The sequence below is a fragment of the Pseudomonas sp. P7758 genome (assembly GCF_013386485.1).
GTDB lineage: Bacteria > Pseudomonadota > Gammaproteobacteria > Pseudomonadales > Pseudomonadaceae > Aquipseudomonas.
Genome location: NZ_JACARS010000012.1, coordinates 32,806 through 52,317 on the forward strand (window position 1 = coordinate 32,806; position 19,512 = coordinate 52,317).

Consider the following 19,512-nt stretch of genomic DNA (forward strand, 5'->3'; position numbering starts at 1 on the left):
GGTCGACGGGACAGTCGTGTTCACTGTTCGGAGCCTTCATGAACCACAAGACTTACCTGGCCCTGGCCGTTTCTTTCGGCGTTGTACAGCAGGCGGCTGCATCGGGTTTTATCGACGACAGTAAAGCGACCCTGGACCTGCGCAACTTCTATCTCAACCAGGACACGCGCAATGCCAAGGGGGCCTCGGACCGGGAATGGGGCCAGGCCTTCATGTTCAATTATCAGTCCGGTTTCACCGAGGGGGTGGTGGGCCTGGGGTTGGATCTGCAAGAGCTGTACGGCGTACGGCTGGATGCGTCAGGGCGTGCCGGCAAGGTGGGGGAGGACAACACACCCGGTAGCGTCTTCCCGCTGTCTGATGGCAAGGCTGCCAATGATTTCAGCAAGACCGGGGTCACCGGCAAAGTGCGCATCTCCCAGACCCAACTGAAAGTGGGCACGCTGATGCCCCGGGTGCCGGTACTGATGTATGAAGACGGCCGGTTGTTGCCCCAGACTTTTCGTGGCTACCAGGTGGACTCCAAGGACCTGAAAGACTTCAACCTCGTCGCCGGCAAAATCGAGCAGGTGCTTGACCGTAACTCCAGCAACGGCCAGGGCTTGTCCATCGCTGGCGCAAACGATCCGGTCAAGGGCACGTCCAGCAATCAGTTTTACTACGGTGGTGTGGATTACGCCGTAAGCAAGCAGATGCAGTTGCAGTATTACTACGCGAATCTTGAAAACTTTTACCAGCAACACTTCTTCGGCCTGGTGCACAACTGGCAGTTGCCGGTGGGCCAGTTCAAGAGTGACCTGCGCTACTTCCACAGTACCTCGGACGGTAAGAACTCCAGTGCGGCGGGGCGTGCCGAGGGCTACGTCAGCTCGGGTTACTACGGGCCGGGCGTCAACAATGGCAAGGTCGACAATAACCTGTGGAGTGCCTTGTTTACTTATTCGCTGCAAGGCCATTCGGTGAGCCTGGGGTATCAGAAAACCACGGGCGAAAGTGACTTCCCCCATATCAACCAGGGGCAGGGCCGCTCGGTGTATTTGATCACCAACTCCCAGTCGTTGAAGTTCGTCAACGCCGGGGAACAGGCCACGGTGGCCAGCTATGCCTATGATTTTGCGAACCTGGGCGTGGCGGGGCTGAAGACCAGCGTCACCTACATACATGGCAGCCACATCCGCACGGCAGGTCGTGACAATACCGAGTGGGAGCGGGACGTGCGGGTTGACTATGTGATTCCTGCCGGCACCTTCAAGGGGATTGGGTTCATGTGGCGTGGTGCGGTGCTGCGGGGTAATGACAGCGCTGACAAAGACGAAGCCCGGTTGATGGTCAGCTACAGCATTCCCTTGCTGTAGGCCGGCTCAACGCTGGGCGAAATACCTGGCCGGGCTGCAACCGAACACCGAGCGGAACACGGCGATAAAGCTACTGGAGCTTTCGTAGCCAATCGCGGCGGCGGTGCTGCTGACGCTTTCCCCCGCCGCGAGGTTTTCCAGGGCCACCATCATCCGCAAGCGTTGGCGCCAGGCGCCGAAGCCCATGCGGGTCTGGGCAGCAAACAGCCGCTCCAGGGTGCGTGCACTGGCGCCTACCTCGAAGGCGATTTCCTTGAGCGGCCGAGTGTCGTTGGGGTTTTGCTTGATCAGGTTGGCGGCGCGCACCGCGCGTTTATCCGAGGGCTCAGGCAGGTAAAAGGCGTCTTGCTCAAGCAATGCTAGGTGGTCCAGCAGCACGGTGCCCAGGCGGCTTTCGCGGCTGTGCTCGGGGTACTCGCCTGGCAGTTGCGCGCAGGCCAGGATCAGCTCGCGCACCAGCGTCCCGACATTTAACACTGCGCAGCGGGCCCACGGTGGAATGCTGGCCGCGCCCTGACGCACATATACGGTACGCATCGACACCTGACGCGAATGCTTGAAGGTGTGGCTGACACCTGGCGGAATCCAGAGCGCCCGCTGCGGTGGCAGAACCCAGATGCCTTCGGCCGTCAGTACCGTCATCGAACCTTTGATGGCGTACATGATTTGCGCGTGTTCCGGGTGAACGTGAGGTTCACGCAAGCCGGGCAAATACTCCCGGACCAAACCTTGCACGGGGGCCGCGCCAAACTTAATCGATGGGTGTTCAAGCATGGCGCGATCCCGATATTTTCTAGATAAGGAGGGATTTTGTGCCAGATCAAAAGGGCTGTAAAGCCGCAGTTTGGCCTACCGAAAAACCGTCGGATTGGCTAGGGCGCTTGGGTTTGCGGTTGGGTACTGTCGATGCTTTTGGCGTGCGCCCTTCAAGGAAACCTCACCGATGTCCATCGGAAAAAACTTCGCCGGCGTCATCGCCTTCATGAAAGTCGCGGCCAGCGAAAGCTTCAGCGAGGCAGCACGCGACCTGGGCATTTCAGTGCCTTCGGTGAGTCGCAGCATTACCCGCCTGGAAACCCAACTGGCGATCAAGCTGCTGGAACGCACGACCCACAGCGTAGCGGTCACGCAGGAAGGGCGCCGGTTTTTTCAAGAGTGCCTGCCCAGTGTCGAGCATCTGTTGCGCACGACCGAAGCGCTGAAACACGCTACCCAGTCGCCGTCCGGCGTAGTGCGCGTAAGCTCTACCGTGGGTTTTGGGCGCAAGTGCATTGCGCCGCTGTTGCCTGGGTTCTGTAAGTCCCACCCGGACATCACCCTCGAATTTGATCTGAATGATCGCCATGTGGATTTCGCCGAAGGTCGCGTGGATGTCGCGATTCGCAACGGGCGGCTGGAGGACGCCGATGTGATCGCCAGGCAACTGGCGCCGATGAGTTTCGTCACCTGCGCCGCGCCTGAGTACCTGCACTCAGCCGGCTACCCGCAGACCCTGGAAGACCTTGCGGCGCACAAGACTATCGCCTTTCGCCTGGCGCAGTCGGGCAAGCCGCATGTGTGGGAGTTTGAAGTCGACGGGCAGTTCATACGGCTGCCGTTGCCTTACAGCCAGTTGTTCAATGACCCGGAGCTAGTGGCGCTCGCGGCCGTAGCCGGCGGTGGTGTGGCACAGCTGGCCGGCTATCAGGCGCAGCACTGGATCGCGCAACAGCGTTTGATCGTTTTGCTGCCGGGTTATGCGGCGCAGGCGCGGGGCAGGGGGCATTACATCTGCTATCGGCAGCGCGACAAGATACCGCTGCGAGTCAAGCTGTTCGTCGACTACATGGTGCAAGCCTTCCAGGCATGACCATTGGGTAAAAGGCTTTTGCCTGGGTGCCTAATTGTCGCGGGTGGCGATGGCTGGGCACTATCCGGGTGATATTTATCACCGGGAAATCAATATGTTAAGCAAAGCTATCAAACCCTGGCTGGAATGGCTGTGGCTGCTGCCGTTCGCCGCGGCGCTGTATTATCCGTGGGCGCTGGCGTGGAGTAACCAGGCGCATGTGGCAGGCGCCGGCACCCCGGTCGTCCTGGCGCTGATCCTGAGTGCCTATGCGGTGCCGCTGTTGGCGTTTGCCTGTGTGTATGTCACCGGTGTTCAACCGGTCATGAGCGCACGCCTGGTCCTGGCGCGACGCTTGTCGTGCCTGGCGGTGGCTGCGCCTCCTGCGTACACGCTTATGGGCGTCTTGCTGTACCTGATGAAAATCGAGGGCCACGACATCGCGGTATGGAGCGGGCTGTGGCTGGCGCTGGCGGGCTTTTTTGCGATGGTGTCGTCAACGGGCCCGAGCATCAGCTTGGTGACCTTGGACAAGACCTATATCAAGCTGCGTGTCGCCCACGGCATCGCCTCGGTGGCGATCCTGTTGGTGTTTCTCGCGCCGCACCTGTTCAACCACCTCCTGGGTGTACTGGGTACCGATGTGCATAAGTCGGTGATGGACGTGCTGCGACGGGTGTATCGCAATGGCTGGCTGGAGCCGGTGATCATTGTCACGTTTTTCTTTCAGATTCTCAGCGGGCTGGTGTTGATTCGCCCGAAGACCGTCACGCGTGCCGACCTGCTGGACGCGTTACAAACCGCCTCCGGCGCCTATCTCTCGCTGTTTATCGCGTCCCATATCAACTCGGTGTTTACCCTGGCGCGTTACTTCGGCACCGACACCGATTACGCCTGGGCCGTGGCCGAGCCCGTAGGGTTATTGGCGGATCCATGGAGCATTCGGCTGCTGCCGCATTACTCGCTGGCGGTGTTCCTGCTGATTGGGCATCTGGGTTGTGGTTTGCGAGGTGTATTGCGTAATCACAATGTCAGCGAGTCACGCAGTTCGCTGTTGACCTGGCTGTTGATTGGCATGGGCGCCATAGTCACGATCATCATTACCAGCGGCATGCTGGGGGTCAGGGTTTAGGCTGTTTACGGCACCGTAAAAAGTATTGGCTTGTGTAATTCAAAGCGCTCAACGTATTATCCAAGATCTCTCTTGGTTATATGATTGGTGGGCATTGCGCCACTACACCGGAATCTGTCCTTCCTGCAATGGGCTTGAGTACGGCGTGAGGCTTAGGCTGCGATGGACTGCGCAGCGGTCGTGAATCCTGAACCGTTGGTGTATCCGGGACACTGCGGCGCTGGAATTGCGGTTGCTGCGCAGCCCATCGCAGCCTCTTTCTTACAGGCGGCGGGGCTGGATGCTGTAGGCGCAGCGCCGGTCCCCGGAAATCAAATGCTCGCGCCGCTCCACCACATTCTCATCGCCCAGGGCTGCCTGGAAGATCTGCAGTTCCGAGCGGCAGAACCCCTGGCATTTACGGGCGGCGACGCAGATCGGGCAGTGGTTCTCCACCAGCAGCCAGCCATCGTCCAGCGGCTCCATCTGCGCCATGTACCCGGCGCGTTCGCGAATCTGTACCAGGATCTCGACTTTCTCCCGCAAGGTCGACGCGGCGGAGCAGGCCTGGGTGTATTCGTGCCTGGCCGTCGCTTCCATGCTGGCGATGACTTTTTCCACGCCTTCGCTGCCAAAAATTCCTTCAATGGACTCGATCAGGTGCAACGTCAGTACGCTGTGGGAATCGGGGAATTTGCTTTGGGCGGTTTCGGTCAATGTCCACTTCAACGAGGGCCGGCCGGCACCCGAGATGGGGGCCGATACACCGACGATCAACTGCGCGACCTGCAACTTCTGGATTTGCTGGCGGGCGGCTTCGGAGGTGATTTCCAGCAGTGCAGCCAGGTCCGTGGTTTTCAGCGGGCCACGGGTCTTGAGCAGGAACAGAATGCGGTCCCCGGTGGATGCCTGGCTGTCGTCGGTGGGTGTGGCGTTCATAGATCGGGAATAACCATGGAAGTGACCGGCTCATTTGACCACAGCACGCATGTTGAGGCACCCCTTGATGCGCCTGAAGGTACGGTTCCAGTTGATTTGTATCGAAAGCATTCTGCTGGCCCATTACGCATTTTTCCCTCGCTACTATCGGCCGCCTGCCCAACCCACGAGGGAAAAGGAATGAGTGAGACCCCCGATAGCCTGAACACACCACCCGAGGGATACAGCGACTGGCTGACTGATCTCAAGAGTCGAATCCACTGCGCCCAGCAACGTGCCACCCTGGCGGTAAACCGCGAGTTGGTGTTGCTGTATTGGCAAATCGGCCAGGATATTCTGACCCGGCAGGCACGGCAGGGCTGGGGGACCAAGGTGATTGAGCGGCTGGCGCAGGATTTGCGTTCAGCGTTTCCGGAGATGAAAGGTTTTTCGCCGCGTAACCTGAAGTACATGCGTGCATTTGCGGAGGCGTGGCCGGATTCCGAATTTGTGCAACAGGCTGCTGCACAATTGCCTTGGGGCCATAATCTGGTGTTGCTGGACAGGTTGCCCGGCCCCGAAACCCGTCGCTGGTACATTGCACAGGCCATCGAACACAACTGGTCGCGCAACATCCTGGTGATGCAAATCGAAGGTCGCCTGCTGGAACGCAGCGGCAACGCGGTCAGCAACTTTGACGGACTGCTGCCCAAGGCGCAATCCGACCTGGCTCGCGAATCACTTAAAGATCCTTACCGTTTCGACTTCCTGGGCCTGTCCCTTGACGCGCAAGAGCGTGAAATCGAAAACGCCCTGGTCAAACATGTCACCGATTTTCTGCTGGAGCTGGGCGCCGGTTTTGCCTTCGTGGGACGGCAAGTATTGCTGGACGTAGGGGGCGAGGAGTTTTTCGTCGACCTGCTGTTTTATCACCTCAAGCTGAGGTGCTACGTGGTGATCGAACTCAAGGCCGGTAAATTCAAACCCGATCATCTGGGGCAGTTGGGCTTTTACCTCGCTGCGGTAGACGCCCAGCTCAAGCACCCGCAGGACAGCCCCACCATCGGCCTGCTGCTGTGCAAGAGCAAGAACGAAGTAGTGGCCGAATACGCTCTGCGTGACAGCTCCCGTCCTATTGGGGTTGCCGAGTATCAGCTGGTGGAATCACTGCCTGCAGAGCTGCAAACCAGCTTGCCGAGCATCGAACAGATTGAGCGTGAGCTGGCAAGTGATCGCCCCTCCATGGCCAGTGCTTCGTAGTACTGTGCCGACAGGCTGGACATTGGCAATCGCGTCGGCACAATGAGCGCCTTGAAAGGAACTCACCCAAGGAAAGCCATGGCCCGCCGTATTCATTCTGCCTACCCAATGTTGTTGCTCGCTGGCGCGCTGATAGGCGCAGCGATGCCTGCCAGTGGCGCGTCCTTCGATTGTAAAAAGGCCTCCACCACGGTGGAAAAGTCCATTTGCGCCAGCCCTGAATTAAGCGAACTCGACACTACGCTGGGCCTGTACTACAGCCAGGCAATGGCCAAACTGGCACCCGACCAGCGCGACGAATTGCGCCGTGGCCAGCGCACGTGGTTGCAGACTCGCAACGCGTGTGCCGGTACCCCCGAACAATTGCCCGGCTGCCTGCAATCCCAACTGAGCCAGAGAGTGGTCGAGGTGGGAACCATCACTCACAAAGACACCGCAGCCCTTGACGCAATCATTGCCAGTATTCCGTACCATCCGGCCCAGGCAGCAGAAGGGCTTCGGCGCTACCCGATGAACGATCTTGCCGCCGCCTGGTTGGTCTACCTGCAGCGTTTTGAACCTGATAGTGGCGTTACGGAGAATGAGGCAGAGGAGAATCGCAAGCAGGTTCTCATAGCACTCAAGGAAGACAGTTTTCCCTGGTCGATCTGGCAGGACCTGCAGAATGATCCTGCTGTCAGCCGTGACCGGGTGATGTTGACCTTGCTGCGCATGATGATCGAGCGCCAACAGTATGAGATGTACGCCGACCAACGCCCGTATGTGCACTGTTTCGTTTTTAGCCGGCAGGGCGAGGTTGCATATGAGTCGTTCGGGTCGTTGTACGGCTCCACCCGCGACAGCTTTGCGCCGATTTGTGCCCCTCAGGGTGATCTGTTTGCACAGCCGGCGTGGAAGCGGTTGGACGACAGTTTGACCGAGCCTTTGTCCACGGCCTCGCAGAACGAGGGCACGATCCGCTTTGCCAGCTATGCCGACTGGAACACGCTTTCCCTCAAGGCCACCGCGTCGCCTCGGCTGTTTCTCCAGCCAGGCACCGCAGCGCAGGCCCAGGACCCGGAATCAGCCCTGCGCAACTGGGGCGCGGATAAACAGTGGCCTGCCAGGCAACGCCAGCAAGCGCTGGCCGCCATTGAGCCCGCACGGCAAGCGACGAGTGACTGGCTGCAACGCGAGCGCGGCTTCTCTGCTGCTGATGCCAGGCAAGCAGCCCGGGAAATCGTTCGGCAGTGGATGAACCTGCGCCTGGACTTTATCGGCGGCCCCAGCGAGAACTAATCGGTCAACTGCCCGATTCTGGCACGGCCTTTTTGCCGGTCTTGGTACCGGGATGCTGGGTCGAGGTGCCTTTATGGCGCATGCTCTTCACGGTTTTAGACGGTGCAGGTGCTTTCGTTTCAGCGTCCTTGTTGCCACTGCTGTCAGCCCCGGACGGGCTGCTGGGATAGGTGCCGGGCGGCAGTGCCGAGCCAGGAGCGCTGTTGCCGCTCAGGGCGGGCGCCTCGGGGGCAGTGTTGTCGCCGAAGGCTGCGTAGGCGGGGGCATACAGAACGAGCGCCAGGCTGACGACAAGTACGATCCTTTGGGAAATGCTGGTCTTCATGACTCAATCCCTCTTGGCGATGGGGACCGAAGCCCGGAGCACATCCAGGCTTCGGCGACGCCTCAATCAAGACTTCTTGGAGCCTGGGGCGTGGCTATGAGCCCCGCCTTTTTTGCCCGCTTCAGAAGCCTTCTCGCGGTCATTGGCGAAGTTGCCGCCTGAACCCTGGCCGCCGCTTTTACGGTTTGTGTCTTTCTGGTCTTTGTGACCAGCACCTGGGGTAGTTTTTCCACTATTAGCCATTTTGAAAACCCTCAATGATGAGCGAATCAATGGTGTTGCCTAATTGGGAATCCTCCAGCCAATTCAAAGTTTGAAATAGTTTCCAGGCATGCGACGAATGGACATCACGCCGCCATTGGCTTGGCCCCGGGCGCCTTCTTGTGCGCGGCTTTCATCGCTTCCATCTCTGCTCCAAGCTCTTCGAGCAATGCCTTGCCCAGCAGCTTCCTGGCCTGCGGGAACATCTCGCTTTCTTCTTCCTCGATGTGGTGTTCCAACAGTTCCTTGACCACTTTGACTCGCCCGGAAAACTCGGTCGTGGAGGGTGAGGTCTGCTTCAGGTCTGGCAGTACGAGGGAGTCGACGGTGCGGTGTTCTTCCTTGGCTTCGTGGTACATGATTTCCTGATCCTTGCCCCCAGCCTTGCGAAAAGCCGGATAGAGGATTTCTTCCTCAAGGCGGGTGTGAAGGCTGATTTCCATTTCCAGTTTCGCCAGTAGCTCGGTGCGCTTTTTGACGCCGCGTTCAGTAGACTCACTCAGCTGGTTCAGGATGGCTTTGACGCGTTCGTGGTCGGCCTTGAGAAGATCAATGGCATTCATGGGTGACACCTCACGGGTAGCGAAAGGGCGGGTCGAATTGCCCGCCTGTCCAGACCTCTACAGCATGAGTTGTACCAAGTTGAACGGAATATTTATTGGCTTATAAATCAATAGTTTATATCGAATAAATATCGACGCTGGTCGTGCAGGTTGCACGGTCCAGTGGCGGCTGGCATGCATTAAACCATGCCTAGCCGCCGCTGACTTTCCAGTGCTTGATGTCGTCGGCAAACACGATCTGCTCGACCTCATGGGCAATCCCGTAGGCCAGTGACTCGTGGGCGGCGATGACTTTTTCCTCGGCCGAGAGGCACTTGAAAATATCCAGGTGGGTTTCGGCGCTGGCGGTTTCCAGTTCGTAGATTTTCACGTAGCGCGCCAGGTCGTTGTCCAGGCTCGACAGGTATTCCCGCAGGCGCTGGTGGTCTACCGAGTTCTGGTTGAAATACCAGTTCATCGGATGGATCAGGAAGCGCGAGTGTGGCGTGGTGATCCGGCGGTTTGCCGCCAGGAACATGATGATGCCCATGGACTCGATATTGCCCGCATTGATCGCACACAGCGGCACCGGCAGGGACTTGAGGAAGGTGTAGAGGGTAAAACCGAAATTGGTGCTGCCGCCGGTGGTCGACAGGTTCAACAGCAACGAACTGGCGCCTTGATCGATCGCGTCCAGGCAGCAATCACGAAAGCGCTCGGTGGTGCCCTGATCGATCTGGCAGTGAAAGTGGATGATGTGCTCGGTCATCCCGGGCCTCCAAGGGGTAAAAGGTAGTGTCCGTTTGAGTCTAGAAGGTTACGGCCCGTGTGCCGCAACCGTTGGGCGAGAGCCATCCGTTGCAATTTTAATGAACCCTCGGGCGCGTTGCTTGACCTAACGCATACGACCTCAGGAGGATGAATCATGCAAATCGAATATGTCTGGATTGGCTTGGCGGTGATTCTGGTGCTGCTGGAACTGTGGGCGATCAACAGCGTTCTGCGCAGTGGCAGTGGCTGGGAGACCAAGGGTTTATGGCTGGTGGTACTGATCTTCATGCCGCTGTTGGGGCTGATCCTCTGGGCGCTGTTTGGACCCAAGGGTGTGAACCGGGCGACACATGCCACTGAGCATGGCAAAGGCTAAGACAGAATCGAAAAAAAACAGGCGCCCGAGGGCGCCTGTTTGCATTGGCGGGCGTCAGGCCGCCAGTGTCTTGGCAATGGCCTCGTTGAACGCCGGCAAATCGTCGGGCGTGCGCGAGGTTATCAGGGTCCAGCCATTGGCCGGGCATTCCTTCACCTGCGTATCCACCCAGTTTGCTGCGCCGGCATTGACCAGGTCAGTGCGCACGCTTTTGTAGGAGGTGAGGGTCTTGCCGCCGATCACGCCGGCATCAATCAGGGCCCAAGGGCCATGGCAGATGGCGGCTACGGTTTTCCCGGCCTTGACGAAGTCGTTGATCAGCCGCAGTGCATCGGCGTCCTGCCGCAAGGTGTCGGCATTGACGGTGCCCCCGGGGATGACCAGTGCATCGAAGTCACTGCCGTGCAGGTCCGAGAGCTTGGCGTCGGACTCTACCGTCCTGTCTTTCTCGGTGTCCTTGAGAAAGGTCTGGGTGCTGCCACCTTTGCTGGAACCGTGGGTCACCGTGGCGCCGAAACCACGCAGGGCTTCCAGCGGCTTGAGCAACTCGTCGCGCTCGATACCGGTGTTGGAGGTGATGATCAGAATCTTCTTGCCGTGCAGTTGCGAACTCATGGTCGAGTGTCTCCTGAGTGGGTCAATGATTAATTGGCGTGCTGGGACTGCAACTCCTTGGCCATCTTCAGATGGGTTTCGAGAGTCGGCAGGGTCTTCTCGGCAAAAGCCTTCAGTTCGGCGTTATCCGAGGAGGCGGCTTCTTTTTTGAACAGGGCCACGGTGTCTTCGTGGGCCTTTACCTGGTTGTCGGCGTAAGCCTTGTCAAAGGACTCTTCACGGATTTCCAGGATCATTTTCTTGGCCTTGTCGGTGAGGCTGGCATCGTCGGGCACCTTGATGTCGAGCTTCGTCGCCAGGGCCGTCAGCTCCTGGTTGGCCTTGGTGTGGTCGGTGATCATGTGCTGGGCAAATGCCTTGATATCAGCGGCACCGCTCTTTTCCAGCGCCAGTTTGCCGGCTTCTACTTCGGTGATGCCGCCCTGGGCTGCGGCGTCAACGAAGTCATTGGAAGTGGCGGCCATGGCCACACCCATCGAGCCCGCGGCCAGCGCGAAGGTCAGTCCCATTTGTTTCATCAGCAAGTGCTTCATGATGCTTCTCCTGAAGAGTGGCGCGATGCCGTTACCTGACTGTTGAGCGGGTGCCTGAGCAAAAGGTTTAAATTAATTTGCGCTTATTTCTCCGGGCCGCAGCCCACGCAATTTCCTTGAACTATCAAAAAATCATGGGCTCTGCTGCATAACGGCTCCGCGCTGGAGCCTGATCTTTTAACAGCAGGAGAATCACCATGGGCACTGAAAAAACCACTGACAAAACCCCCAATGCAATCAGCTCCGAACAGGCGCAGAAAGGTCGCCAGCTTGACGAGAAGGACAGTTCCTTGCAGCGCCCAAACCCCAAGACTGAAACCGTTGATAAGGTGATCACGCCGACGTCCATCAAGGACACACAACGGCAAACCGAGCAGATCAACGAGCAAGCCGCGAAGGCCGAGCGCAAGCTGGGTCAGTGAAGAACGGAGGCAGTCATGGGTCGATCCATCAGCGCCGGGGAACTGGGTATTGAGCTCAAGCCCGGTGATGACAACGCACTGTTCAAGTGGTTTGTCGCCAGCTTCCTGATGGGCAAGCGCATTCAGGCGCAGATCGCGGCGCAGGCCTATCAGGTGATTGTGGTGAAGCATGGCCGGGACACTCCGCGCAAACTGCAACACTGCACCTCTCGCGAACTGGTGGCCATGCTCGGTGAGGCGCATTACGTGCGTTACGACGAAAGCACCGCGCAACGCCTGCTCGACCTCAGCAGCAAGTTGAATGCGGAGTACGCGGGCAGGATCAGCCATATCCACGATGCCAGTGCCGACCGTGGGGAGTTTGAAAAACGCTTGAATGCGTTCGAGGGCGTCGGGCCGAAGACGGTGGAGATTTTCATGAGGGATGCGGCGTCGGTGTTGTTCTGATGCCGATTTTTCTCGGTTGTGCCGGTTGGAGCCTGCCTCGTGAGCAATGGCCAAGATTTCCCCGGCAGGGCACTCATCTGCAACGTTATGCCGCGTGCTTGAATGCGGTTGAAATCAACAGTTCCTTCTACCGCCCCCATCGCCCGCAGACCTACGAACGATGGGCGCAGTCAGTGCCGTCGGGCTTTGGTTTTTCGGTCAAGCTACCACGGTACATCACCCATGAATTACGTCTGCGTGACTGCGATACGGCATTGGATGAGTTCCTTGCACAGTGCCTGCAATTGGGCGACCGCCTGGGCTGCCTGCTGGTGCAATTGCCGCCTTCTTTAAGCTACGACCCGATCATTGCCGGCGGCTTTTTCACAGCCTTGCGTCAACGCTTCCCTGGGCCTGTGGTGCTGGAGCCGCGACACGCCAGTTGGGCGCAGGCCGGCGGGCTTTTGCAGGATTACCAGATAGGACGGGTCGCCGCCGACCCGCCGGTGATCGCTGATGGGGATGCACCGAAAGGCTGGCAAGGCGTGCGTTATTGGCGCCTGCATGGTTCGCCGCGTATCTATCACAGCGCTTACGAAACCGAGCGTTTGTGCGCGCTGGCCGAGGTATTGAGAGCCTCCCTGGAGGAGGGCATTCCGACCTGGTGTATTTTCGATAATACGGCCAGCGGTCATGCGCTGGTCGATGCGCTTGCCCTCCAAGCGATGCTCGCCCCTCAGGCATCCACTTGCATCACCTCCAGCCCCAGGCATTCATAAGCCTCGACGCTGCCCGGAGGCACGTGCCACTCGGTAATCAGGGTATGAATGCGGCTGCACGGTGCCACCACAAATGGCTCCACGGCGCCCAGCTTATCGGCCAGGGTGACGGCCACCACGTGGGAGGCGCTGTCGAGCATAGCCTGTTTCACCGCCACTTCCTCGAAGTGCAACGAGCTGATACCGACCTGTGGATGCAGTGCGCACACACCCGTGAACAGCAGGTCGGCCTTGATGCCCTGGATCAGCCGCAATGCTTCATGCCCGCTGGCGGCCATGGTCACCGGGTTGAGTTGGCCACCGGCAAGGATCACCGTCACATTGGGATGTTCGGACAACGCGATCGCAATCATCGGTGAGTGCGTGACGGCGGTCAGCTTGATGGAATGCGGTAGTGACTGGGCGATTTGCAGGGTGGTGGTACCGGAGTCGAACAGCACGATCTGGCCGTCCTCCACGCGATCGGCGGCGAGTTGCGCCAGGTGGCGTTTGGTCGCGGTGGTTTCGCCAAACCGGGTGAAGAAATCCTTGCCGGTGTCCTTGGGCCGTGGCAGCGCACCTCCATGCACGCGTTGCAGCAGACCGGCGGAGGCCAGTTCGCCAAGGTCGCGGCGAATGGTGTCCTGGGAAACGGCGAAATGCTCCACCAACTCCGAGGCAGTGACTTTACCGTCGCGCTCCAGCAGCAACAGGATTTTCTGTTTGCGCAGGGAGGGCAGGTCGATGGCAGCATGGGTGTTATGCATGTTTTTGCTCGTTGATGCGTGTTTATGCGAGATTAATCAGCATTAGGCGCAAACGCAATGGGTTGGGGTGTCGGTGATGCCCTGCCGAGTGAGCTGAGCACCATGGAAAAACCACACCCGGTCCGGTACCGAACCCCATGTTTCGATTCGCGAAGTGATGCAGGAGATTTTGCTGCCGCCAAGCTTTCCAGCAGGGCATTACCGAGCAAAATAATCGTAAAAAAGTAAAAAGAGTTGTCCACGAAAACCGTGGGTATCTCTGTGGATAACTTCGCTTGAGCCCGGCGGGTATGGCGATTTAACCTGCGGTTAATATTTGATCAGTCACTGTTTATGGCCAGTATGGGCAGGCTTTGCGCCTTGACAGGCACCGGCGAAACCGGTGCCGAAATGCAGATTTACGAGTCGTTTGGGCGCCCGGTGGAGGGCCCGGCAACCTGAGTGGCGCGCTTCGATTGCATCAGGCTGTCCAACGCCTGGCGATAACTGCTGCCGGCCAGTCGCATGCTGTCGTTATGAGTGGCACCGGGTACCAGCAACAGGTGTTTCGGCTGTTGGGCGGCGTCAAACAGTTGCTGGCTGAAGCGCGGTGGCACGAAGGCATCGGCGAGCCCGTGAACCACCAGCAGCGGCATGTGGATATCAGCGATCTTGTCAATGGAATCGAACTTCTGCGACAGCAGCCAGCGCACCGGCAATGACGTATTGGCTACTGCCGTGGCCACATCTGCCAGGGAGGTAAAGGTGGACTCGATGACCAGTCCGCGCACTGGCGGCGGCACCTGATTGTTCGCTGCCTGCTTGCCCAGTTCCACCGCGAGGTCGATGGCCACCGCGCCACCCAGGGAGTGCCCGTAGATGAGGCGCTTGGCAGGATCGGGTTGCAGCACCTGGAAGCGTTCCCAGGCAATGCGCGCGTCTTCGTACACGCTGGTTTCCGACGGCAGGTCGCCTCGACTCTGGCCGAAGCCGCGGTAGTCGATGGCCAGTACGGAAAAGCCCAGGGCCCGCAGCTGTTCGATGCGAAACAGTTGGCCAGTGAGGTTCCAGCGCACGCCGTGCAGGTAGAGAATTGCCGGCGCGTCCTTCTGTGCCGCTGGCCACCACCAGCCATGAATATTCTGCCCTGCCTTGAAACTCGCGGGTTTCAGGTCGAATTCCTGCACATCACGCGGCAACCCGCTGTACCAGCTGGCAGTGCCTGGCTCCACGCGAAACAGCAACTCGCGTTCCTTGTGTTGCAGCACGGCGCAACCCACGGGCAGGCCGATGATCAGGGCGGCCATGCACAGCAGGGGAAACCAGCGCAGGCCGAGACGGGACAGAAAACGTGAAGACATGAAGGTTCCAGGACACAGGCGAAGCACGGGTTTTAACAGATGCCCTGGCCGCGCAGGAAATATTCAGACGGTCGTCACCGGACATTGCTTGCAAAGTATTACATCGCCTCATCCAGCACAGAAAAGAAGTGACCGGCCAAGGGGGAAGAATGGCTGGTGTTCCAGTTGAGGTAGAGCCCGATGCTGGAGGACGCGGCGGTGAGGGGCACAAACGCCACCTTGTCACGGGGCATCGAACGGGCAATGGACTGCGGCACCAGCGCCACACCAAACCCGCACGCCACCAGGCCAATCAGGGTGGGTAATTGATCGGCTTCCTGGACCACCCTTGGAGAGAAGCCCGCGGCCTCGCATAAAGCGATCAACTGGTGGTGATAGCCACTGCCCAATGCCTGGGGCGTGAACACAAAATCGGCGCCGGCAAAGTCCTTCAGCTCGATAGCGACGTCATCCGCATTCGGATGGTCTGCGGGCAGCGCCAGCAGGATCGGTTCATCCAGCAGCAGCCGGGATTCGATGTTATCTGCCTGGCCTGGCAGGTAGCGCAAAAAAGCGATATCGGTATCACCACTCAACAAGGCCTTGGCCTGGTTGGCAGAGGGCATTTCCTTGATCACCAACTGAACCCTGGGGAACGCCAGGCGAAACTGCCTGAGGGTATCCAGCAACCACGGATAGCCGGTGATCGACACCGAGGTGATGGTGAGCGTGCCGGCGGTTCCCTGGGACACCTGCCGGGCTTGCTCAATGCCTTGCTGCAATTGCCCGAGGACGGTGTAGGCCGTCTGAAGAAACGCCGCCCCGGCTGGCAGCAGCTTCACGCCACGACGGTCACGCTGCAGCAGGGCAAACCCCAACTTTGCCTCCAGGCGATTGATCGCCTGGCTCAACGCTGGCTGCGCCATATGCAGGCGCTCCGCGGCCTGGTGAAAGTGCAGCGCTTCGGCAACGGCAACGAACTGGCGCAACAGGCGGGTTTCGATCATCTGGGCTGTTCCTTCAGGTAGATGGCGGTGTGGGGCTTGATACGGCGCAGGTATCAATATCGCTGTTTTTCAGTATTAAACAGGACGGCCACGGGTTGTTAGGGTGGAGTGCCTATCAGGAGAACGCGACGATGGACTTTACAGGTAAAACCGCAATCGTGACCGGTGCCGCCCGTGGCTTGGGGTTCAGCTATGCGCGCGAGTTGGCGCGACTCGGCGCGCAGGTGGTAATCAGTGATGTCGGTGCCGACACCCTCGGCGATGGGGCTGATCCCCAGGTGGTACAGGCGGCCGCGCTGGCGCTGCAGGGTGAAGGCCTGCGGGTGGTTGGCCACGCGGGTGACCTGTCCGGCGAAGCGGGGTGTCGAGCGCTGATCGAGTGCGCCATCACGCATTTCGGGCAGCTCGATATCCTGATCCACAATGCTGGCTGGGTCGGCTATCAGCCCATCGAGGCCGCCGACGAGGCTTTCATCCGGCGGGCCATGGGCGTCAATGTCTATGCACCGATCTGGCTGTGCAAACACGCGTGGCAGCACCTCACGCGATCTGCCGCACCCCGCATTGTGCTGACCACCTCCGACCGTGCGATGTACACGCGCTACGTCCAGCCGGGCCTGGCGGCCTACAGCGCGGGGAAGATGGCGCAACTGGGGATCATGAATGCCTTGAGCGGGGAAGGGGCGGAGGCCGGGATCCTGGTCAATGCCATCTCACCCGTGGCCAAGACCCGCATGTGGGGCGTGACCGGCGAGCCGCACAACCTCAAGCCGGAATGGGTCACGCCTGGGGTGATCTTCCTGGCTTCGGCAGCGTGCCAGGACAGCGGCTATATCCTGCGTGCCAGCAACGGTCAGTTCACCGCCACGCGGTTCGCTGAAAATCCGGGGGTCGAGTATCCGGTTGACCTGGCGCGGGTCAACGCCTCGGACGCTGCGCATGTCGCCGCGTCATGGCAAGCCATCAAGGACTGTTGACGGTCACGCCAGGTAAAGCGTCAGGCCCTGAGCTTCATAGGGTTGCAGCAGGGCACGCGGCGTACTGGCCAATGCGACGATCGCGCTGACGTGCGCCAGCTCCACCACCTGGTAGGGCGACGCGGTGTTGAGCTTTTCCGAGGTGGCCAGCACGATGGTTTCTGCGGCCGCGTGACACAACGCGCGCTTGACCACTGCCTCTTCATAATCGCCGGTAGACAGGCCGGCATTCGGGTGCACGCTGCACACCCCCATGAAATACAGGTCGGCATTGACCCGGCCGATGGCCTCCAGCGTGGCCGCCCCCACCCCCACCAGTGAGTGGCGAAACAGCCGCCCGCCGAGCATGATCACTTCAATCTGCGGATGATCCACCAGGGCCATGGCAATCGACGGGCTGTGGGTGACCACGGTGGCATTCAGGTCCGCCGGCAAGTGATGGGCCAGTTGCAGGCACGTGGTACCGCCATCGATAAACACCACCTGGCCGGGCTGCACAAGTTGCGCAGCCGTCCGGCCAATGGCGATTTTTTCCTCGGGTACCAAGTGTTCCCGAACCGAAAAATCAGCCATCGCGGGGGATGCCGGCAAGGCGCCGCCGTGCACCCGCAGCAGCAAACCTTCCTTGGCCATTTCCCGCAGGTCACGCCGAATAGTGTCCTCGGAAACCTCCAGTGCCTGGCTCAACTCCTTGGCAATCAGCCGGCCGTCGCGGTGCAGCGTATCCAGCAGGTGTTGTTTACGTTGTTGGGTCAGCATCGGAAGCTTCCTGCACGTTTTTTCTTGACTGTGCACGATTTTGCACGACATGCTGAATAACACAAGACAAAAAGGTCCTGCCATGGAAAACAGTCCCGTCCGCATCCACGCCGAAGAACTGCTCTCGGATAATTGGTATGTGCTGAAAAAGTACACCTTTGACCTGCGCCGCCGCGACGGCAGTTGGCAGTCCCAGACCCGCGAGATCTATGACCGGGGCAATGGCGCGACGATCCTGCTGTACAACCGCGAGCGGCGCACGGTGTTGCTGATTCGCCAGTTCCGCATGCCTACCTACGTTAACGGCTACCACGGTTACCTGATCGAGTCTGCCGCCGGCCTGCTGGACAACGCCAGCCCCGAGGAACGCATTCGCCTGGAGGCGGAAGAAGAGACGGGCTACCGTGTGGGCCATGTAGAAAAGATCTATTCGGCCTTCATGAGCCCGGGCTCGGTGACCGAGCGCATTCACTTTTTCATCGGCGAATATCAGCCTGGCGACCGAGTCAGTGATGGCGGCGGGCTGGAGGATGAAGGTGAGGATATCGAAGTGCTGGAGTTGGGATTCGAGGAGGCCCTGGCCATGGTGGACAGTGCCGAGATCGTCGACGGCAAGACCATCATGTTGTTGCAGTACCTTGAATTGCGGATGTTGAAAGAGGGCTGGTGATGTCGCGTCGGTTATCGCTTGCGCTGGCGGTGTTGCTGGCGGGATACAGTGGTGTGAGCGCTGCGCAAACACCCGTCGGTGATGGTGGTGTTCCCGCGTTCTATACCTGGGCGGACAAGGTGCCCGCGTCACCCGGGCGGATGCTGCGCAGCGAACCGTTGACCGATCAGCAAAGCCTGGCCGAGGCGGGGCAGAATATTCGCATCCTGTACACGTCCACCGACGGTATCGATACCCATAAACGGATTGTCGTTTCCGGTGCGCTGTTCCTGCCCAAGGGCACACCGCCGCCGGGTGGCTGGCCGCTGATGGCGTGGGCCCACGGCACGGTGGGGAGTGCCGATATCTGCGCGCCGTCGTTCGCCGGTCGCAGCCCGCGGGATACGCGCTATCTCAATTATTGGCTGGCTCAGGGCTACGCGATTGTCGCTACCGATTACCAGGGGCTTGGGACGCCTGGCCTGCATCCGTATGGTTTGACCAGCCCGCTGGCCTATGGGGTGCTCGACAGCATTCGCGCGGTAGGGGCGGGTGGTTTCGAACTCTCCAAACGTGTGGTGGTGTTCGGGCAGTCACAGGGTGGCCGTGCTGCGTTTGCCACGGCGGTCTATGCGAAAGACTATGCGCCCGAGTTGGATATCGTGGGGGTGGTGGCGACCGGTACGCCTTACGCGGCTGCCCATAAAACGGGAGACGGTGCCGAGTTGGAAAAGGCCCGCAGTTCGGTGGTGCCGACCTTTGCCTATAACTTGCTGCGGCTGAGTACTGTCACGTTGTTTGATCCTGGGTTTGTGGCTGCGGATTACTTGAGCGAGCGTGCAGTGCCTGCGTTTGAGAGCAGCCGGCGGGATTGTTTGCATGCCATTGAGCAGCGGGTGATGGCTGATGGGCTCAGCTTCAATGACAGTTTCAAGCGGTCGCCGAAAGAGGCGCTCGACAAGGTTTATCGTGAGTCGGCGTATCCGACGTTGAAGACGGATATTCCGGTTTTTGTCGGTACGGGGGGGCGGGATCAGGATGTGTTTGTGCCTGGGCAAAAGGCGCTGGTCAGGGATGCGTGCAAGGTCGGGGACCGGATTGAATGGCATTTTTATCCTGAGCTGGATCACTCCGCTACGGTCAATGGTTCGCTCGTGGACTCGACGCCGTTTGTGCGTAAGGCGTTTGCGGGGGAGGTGATTGGTGGGAATTGTGGGGGGTAGCTTTTTTGGGGGGTATATCCGTTATTTGGGTA

The 19,512-nt window shown here is 59.5% G+C and carries 23 protein-coding genes and 1 pseudogene; 12 read left to right on the plus strand and 12 right to left on the minus strand.

Annotated elements, in window-relative coordinates; all coding sequences use genetic code 11:
* Positions 1–38 precede the first annotated feature (38 nt).
* The gene (locus HX873_RS02965) at positions 39–1,355 is read left to right on the plus strand and encodes an OprD family outer membrane porin (protein ID WP_003207383.1); all 1,317 of its coding nucleotides are present in this window, start codon (positions 39–41) and stop codon (positions 1,353–1,355) included.
* A 6-nt stretch (positions 1,356–1,361) separates the two neighbouring features.
* Here the strand turns inward: HX873_RS02965 and HX873_RS02970 are convergent, their stop codons facing one another.
* A complete protein-coding gene (locus HX873_RS02970) occupies positions 1,362–2,090 on the minus strand; it encodes a helix-turn-helix transcriptional regulator (protein ID WP_158213527.1) in 729 nt (242 codons plus the stop codon).
* A gap of 208 nt (positions 2,091–2,298) precedes the next feature.
* Here HX873_RS02970 and HX873_RS02975 point away from each other — a divergent pair, with 208 nt between their 5' ends.
* Positions 2,299–3,204 carry a LysR family transcriptional regulator gene (locus HX873_RS02975; RefSeq protein WP_003207388.1) on the plus strand — a complete coding sequence of 302 codons (906 nt, stop codon included), beginning with the start codon at positions 2,299–2,301 and terminating at the stop codon, positions 3,202–3,204.
* A gap of 94 nt (positions 3,205–3,298) precedes the next feature.
* Positions 3,299–4,315, plus strand: coding sequence for a hypothetical protein (locus HX873_RS02980; protein WP_177122354.1), 1,017 nt, complete (start codon positions 3,299–3,301; stop codon positions 4,313–4,315).
* A gap of 261 nt (positions 4,316–4,576) precedes the next feature.
* Here the strand turns inward: HX873_RS02980 and HX873_RS02985 are convergent, their stop codons facing one another.
* Positions 4,577–5,233 (minus strand): metalloregulator ArsR/SmtB family transcription factor, encoded by a 657-nt coding sequence (locus HX873_RS02985; RefSeq protein ID WP_003207391.1) that lies wholly within the window; start codon positions 5,231–5,233, stop codon positions 4,577–4,579.
* Between the two features lie 180 nt (positions 5,234–5,413).
* Between HX873_RS02985 and HX873_RS02990 the strand changes: the two genes are divergently transcribed.
* Entirely contained in the window at positions 5,414–6,472 is a 1,059-nt protein-coding gene (locus HX873_RS02990) for a YhcG family protein (protein WP_087692415.1), read from the plus strand.
* Positions 6,473–6,550: 78 nt separating this feature from the next.
* Positions 6,551–7,750, plus strand: a complete 1,200-nt coding sequence (locus HX873_RS02995) for a lysozyme inhibitor LprI family protein (RefSeq protein WP_177122355.1) — start codon at positions 6,551–6,553, stop codon at positions 7,748–7,750.
* 4 nt (positions 7,751–7,754) lie between these two features.
* Here the strand turns inward: HX873_RS02995 and HX873_RS03000 are convergent, their stop codons facing one another.
* The 4 genes and pseudogenes from HX873_RS03000 to HX873_RS03015 form a co-directional block, all read right to left on the minus strand.
* Positions 7,755–8,075, minus strand: coding sequence for a hypothetical protein (locus HX873_RS03000; protein ID WP_177122356.1), 321 nt, complete (start codon positions 8,073–8,075; stop codon positions 7,755–7,757).
* A 66-nt stretch (positions 8,076–8,141) separates the two neighbouring features.
* Positions 8,142–8,255 (minus strand): annotated as a pseudogene (locus HX873_RS31685) (general stress protein); the annotation flags it as partial.
* Positions 8,256–8,422: 167 nt separating this feature from the next.
* Entirely contained in the window at positions 8,423–8,899 is a 477-nt protein-coding gene (locus HX873_RS03010) for a hemerythrin domain-containing protein (protein WP_008435010.1), read from the minus strand.
* Between the two features lie 190 nt (positions 8,900–9,089).
* Positions 9,090–9,647 carry an ATP-dependent Clp protease proteolytic subunit gene (locus HX873_RS03015; protein WP_008435011.1) on the minus strand — a complete coding sequence of 186 codons (558 nt, stop codon included), beginning with the start codon at positions 9,645–9,647 and terminating at the stop codon, positions 9,090–9,092.
* A 156-nt stretch (positions 9,648–9,803) separates the two neighbouring features.
* Here HX873_RS03015 and HX873_RS03020 point away from each other — a divergent pair, with 156 nt between their 5' ends.
* On the plus strand, positions 9,804–10,025 hold the full coding sequence (locus HX873_RS03020) for a PLD nuclease N-terminal domain-containing protein (protein WP_003207401.1): 222 nt from the start codon (positions 9,804–9,806) through the stop codon (positions 10,023–10,025).
* A 54-nt stretch (positions 10,026–10,079) separates the two neighbouring features.
* Here HX873_RS03020 and HX873_RS03025 read toward each other — a convergent pair whose 3' ends face one another.
* A complete protein-coding gene (locus tag HX873_RS03025; protein ID WP_003207402.1) occupies positions 10,080–10,640 on the minus strand; it encodes a type 1 glutamine amidotransferase domain-containing protein in 561 nt (186 codons plus the stop codon).
* A gap of 29 nt (positions 10,641–10,669) precedes the next feature.
* On the minus strand, positions 10,670–11,173 hold the full coding sequence (locus tag HX873_RS03030; RefSeq protein ID WP_003207404.1) for a DUF4142 domain-containing protein: 504 nt from the start codon (positions 11,171–11,173) through the stop codon (positions 10,670–10,672).
* Between the two features lie 197 nt (positions 11,174–11,370).
* Here HX873_RS03030 and HX873_RS03035 point away from each other — a divergent pair, with 197 nt between their 5' ends.
* Genes HX873_RS03035 through HX873_RS03045 form a run of 3 tightly spaced genes read left to right on the plus strand, consistent with a single transcriptional unit; the run spans position 11,371 to position 12,800 of the window.
* The gene (locus HX873_RS03035; protein ID WP_087692412.1) at positions 11,371–11,595 is read left to right on the plus strand and encodes a hypothetical protein; all 225 of its coding nucleotides are present in this window, start codon (positions 11,371–11,373) and stop codon (positions 11,593–11,595) included.
* A gap of 15 nt (positions 11,596–11,610) precedes the next feature.
* Positions 11,611–12,042: a hypothetical protein gene (locus HX873_RS03040; protein WP_003207407.1), complete on the plus strand. Its 432-nt coding sequence runs from the start codon at positions 11,611–11,613 to the stop codon at positions 12,040–12,042.
* Positions 12,042–12,800, plus strand: coding sequence for a DUF72 domain-containing protein (locus HX873_RS03045; RefSeq protein WP_177122357.1), 759 nt, complete (start codon positions 12,042–12,044; stop codon positions 12,798–12,800). The genes HX873_RS03040 and HX873_RS03045 overlap by 1 nt, the downstream gene beginning before the upstream one ends.
* Here HX873_RS03045 and HX873_RS03050 read toward each other — a convergent pair.
* The 3 genes from HX873_RS03050 to HX873_RS03060 form a co-directional block, all read right to left on the minus strand.
* On the minus strand, positions 12,758–13,546 hold the full coding sequence (locus HX873_RS03050; RefSeq protein ID WP_003207411.1) for a DeoR/GlpR family DNA-binding transcription regulator: 789 nt from the start codon (positions 13,544–13,546) through the stop codon (positions 12,758–12,760). The two genes, HX873_RS03045 and HX873_RS03050, sit on opposite strands and share 43 nt — an antisense overlap.
* 398 nt (positions 13,547–13,944) lie before the next feature.
* Complete coding sequence (locus HX873_RS03055) at positions 13,945–14,886, minus strand: alpha/beta hydrolase (protein ID WP_003207412.1); 942 nt, start codon at positions 14,884–14,886, stop codon at positions 13,945–13,947.
* A gap of 98 nt (positions 14,887–14,984) precedes the next feature.
* Positions 14,985–15,872, minus strand: a complete 888-nt coding sequence (locus HX873_RS03060; RefSeq protein WP_177122358.1) for a LysR family transcriptional regulator — start codon at positions 15,870–15,872, stop codon at positions 14,985–14,987.
* Between the two features lie 131 nt (positions 15,873–16,003).
* Between HX873_RS03060 and HX873_RS03065 the strand changes: the two genes are divergently transcribed.
* Complete coding sequence (locus HX873_RS03065) at positions 16,004–16,849, plus strand: SDR family NAD(P)-dependent oxidoreductase (protein ID WP_177122359.1); 846 nt, start codon at positions 16,004–16,006, stop codon at positions 16,847–16,849.
* Between the two features lie 3 nt (positions 16,850–16,852).
* Here HX873_RS03065 and HX873_RS03070 read toward each other — a convergent pair whose 3' ends face one another.
* On the minus strand, positions 16,853–17,608 hold the full coding sequence (locus tag HX873_RS03070; protein ID WP_102606259.1) for a DeoR/GlpR family DNA-binding transcription regulator: 756 nt from the start codon (positions 17,606–17,608) through the stop codon (positions 16,853–16,855).
* 82 nt (positions 17,609–17,690) lie between these two features.
* Here HX873_RS03070 and nudK point away from each other — a divergent pair, with 82 nt between their 5' ends.
* Together nudK and HX873_RS03080 are read left to right on the plus strand one after the other, a co-directional pair.
* Positions 17,691–18,278: a GDP-mannose pyrophosphatase NudK gene (nudK, locus tag HX873_RS03075; protein WP_087692406.1), complete on the plus strand. Its 588-nt coding sequence runs from the start codon at positions 17,691–17,693 to the stop codon at positions 18,276–18,278.
* Positions 18,278–19,480 (plus strand): lipase family protein, encoded by a 1,203-nt coding sequence (locus tag HX873_RS03080; RefSeq protein WP_218170274.1) that lies wholly within the window; start codon positions 18,278–18,280, stop codon positions 19,478–19,480. Before nudK ends, HX873_RS03080 begins: the two co-directional genes overlap by 1 nt.
* The last annotated feature ends 32 nt before the right edge of the window (positions 19,481–19,512 follow it).

Bases quoted from the DNA above. Each gene is read 5' to 3' on its own strand.
- HX873_RS02990 (WP_087692415.1), top strand. From the start codon at position 5,414: ATGAGTGAGACCCCCGATAGCCTGAACACACCACCCGAGGGATACAGC.
- nudK (WP_087692406.1), top strand. From the start codon at position 17,691: ATGGAAAACAGTCCCGTCCGCATCCACGCCGAAGAACTGCTCTCGGAT.
- HX873_RS03000 (WP_177122356.1), bottom strand. From the start codon at position 8,075: ATGAAGACCAGCATTTCCCAAAGGATCGTACTTGTCGTCAGCCTGGCG.
- HX873_RS03030 (WP_003207404.1), bottom strand. From the start codon at position 11,173: ATGAAGCACTTGCTGATGAAACAAATGGGACTGACCTTCGCGCTGGCC.
- HX873_RS03010 (WP_008435010.1), bottom strand. From the start codon at position 8,899: ATGAATGCCATTGATCTTCTCAAGGCCGACCACGAACGCGTCAAAGCC.
- HX873_RS02995 (WP_177122355.1), top strand. From the start codon at position 6,551: ATGGCCCGCCGTATTCATTCTGCCTACCCAATGTTGTTGCTCGCTGGC.
- HX873_RS03025 (WP_003207402.1), bottom strand. From the start codon at position 10,640: ATGAGTTCGCAACTGCACGGCAAGAAGATTCTGATCATCACCTCCAAC.
- HX873_RS03070 (WP_102606259.1), bottom strand. From the start codon at position 17,608: ATGCTGACCCAACAACGTAAACAACACCTGCTGGATACGCTGCACCGC.
- HX873_RS03055 (WP_003207412.1), bottom strand. From the start codon at position 14,886: ATGTCTTCACGTTTTCTGTCCCGTCTCGGCCTGCGCTGGTTTCCCCTG.
- HX873_RS03065 (WP_177122359.1), top strand. From the start codon at position 16,004: ATGGACTTTACAGGTAAAACCGCAATCGTGACCGGTGCCGCCCGTGGC.
- HX873_RS03035 (WP_087692412.1), top strand. From the start codon at position 11,371: ATGGGCACTGAAAAAACCACTGACAAAACCCCCAATGCAATCAGCTCC.
- HX873_RS03080 (WP_218170274.1), top strand. From the start codon at position 18,278: ATGTCGCGTCGGTTATCGCTTGCGCTGGCGGTGTTGCTGGCGGGATAC.
- HX873_RS03060 (WP_177122358.1), bottom strand. From the start codon at position 15,872: ATGATCGAAACCCGCCTGTTGCGCCAGTTCGTTGCCGTTGCCGAAGCG.
- HX873_RS02985 (WP_003207391.1), bottom strand. From the start codon at position 5,233: ATGAACGCCACACCCACCGACGACAGCCAGGCATCCACCGGGGACCGC.
- HX873_RS03050 (WP_003207411.1), bottom strand. From the start codon at position 13,546: ATGCATAACACCCATGCTGCCATCGACCTGCCCTCCCTGCGCAAACAG.
- HX873_RS02975 (WP_003207388.1), top strand. From the start codon at position 2,299: ATGTCCATCGGAAAAAACTTCGCCGGCGTCATCGCCTTCATGAAAGTC.
- HX873_RS02965 (WP_003207383.1), top strand. From the start codon at position 39: ATGAACCACAAGACTTACCTGGCCCTGGCCGTTTCTTTCGGCGTTGTA.
- HX873_RS03040 (WP_003207407.1), top strand. From the start codon at position 11,611: ATGGGTCGATCCATCAGCGCCGGGGAACTGGGTATTGAGCTCAAGCCC.
- HX873_RS03020 (WP_003207401.1), top strand. From the start codon at position 9,804: ATGCAAATCGAATATGTCTGGATTGGCTTGGCGGTGATTCTGGTGCTG.
- HX873_RS02980 (WP_177122354.1), top strand. From the start codon at position 3,299: ATGTTAAGCAAAGCTATCAAACCCTGGCTGGAATGGCTGTGGCTGCTG.
- HX873_RS03045 (WP_177122357.1), top strand. From the start codon at position 12,042: ATGCCGATTTTTCTCGGTTGTGCCGGTTGGAGCCTGCCTCGTGAGCAA.
- HX873_RS03015 (WP_008435011.1), bottom strand. From the start codon at position 9,647: ATGACCGAGCACATCATCCACTTTCACTGCCAGATCGATCAGGGCACC.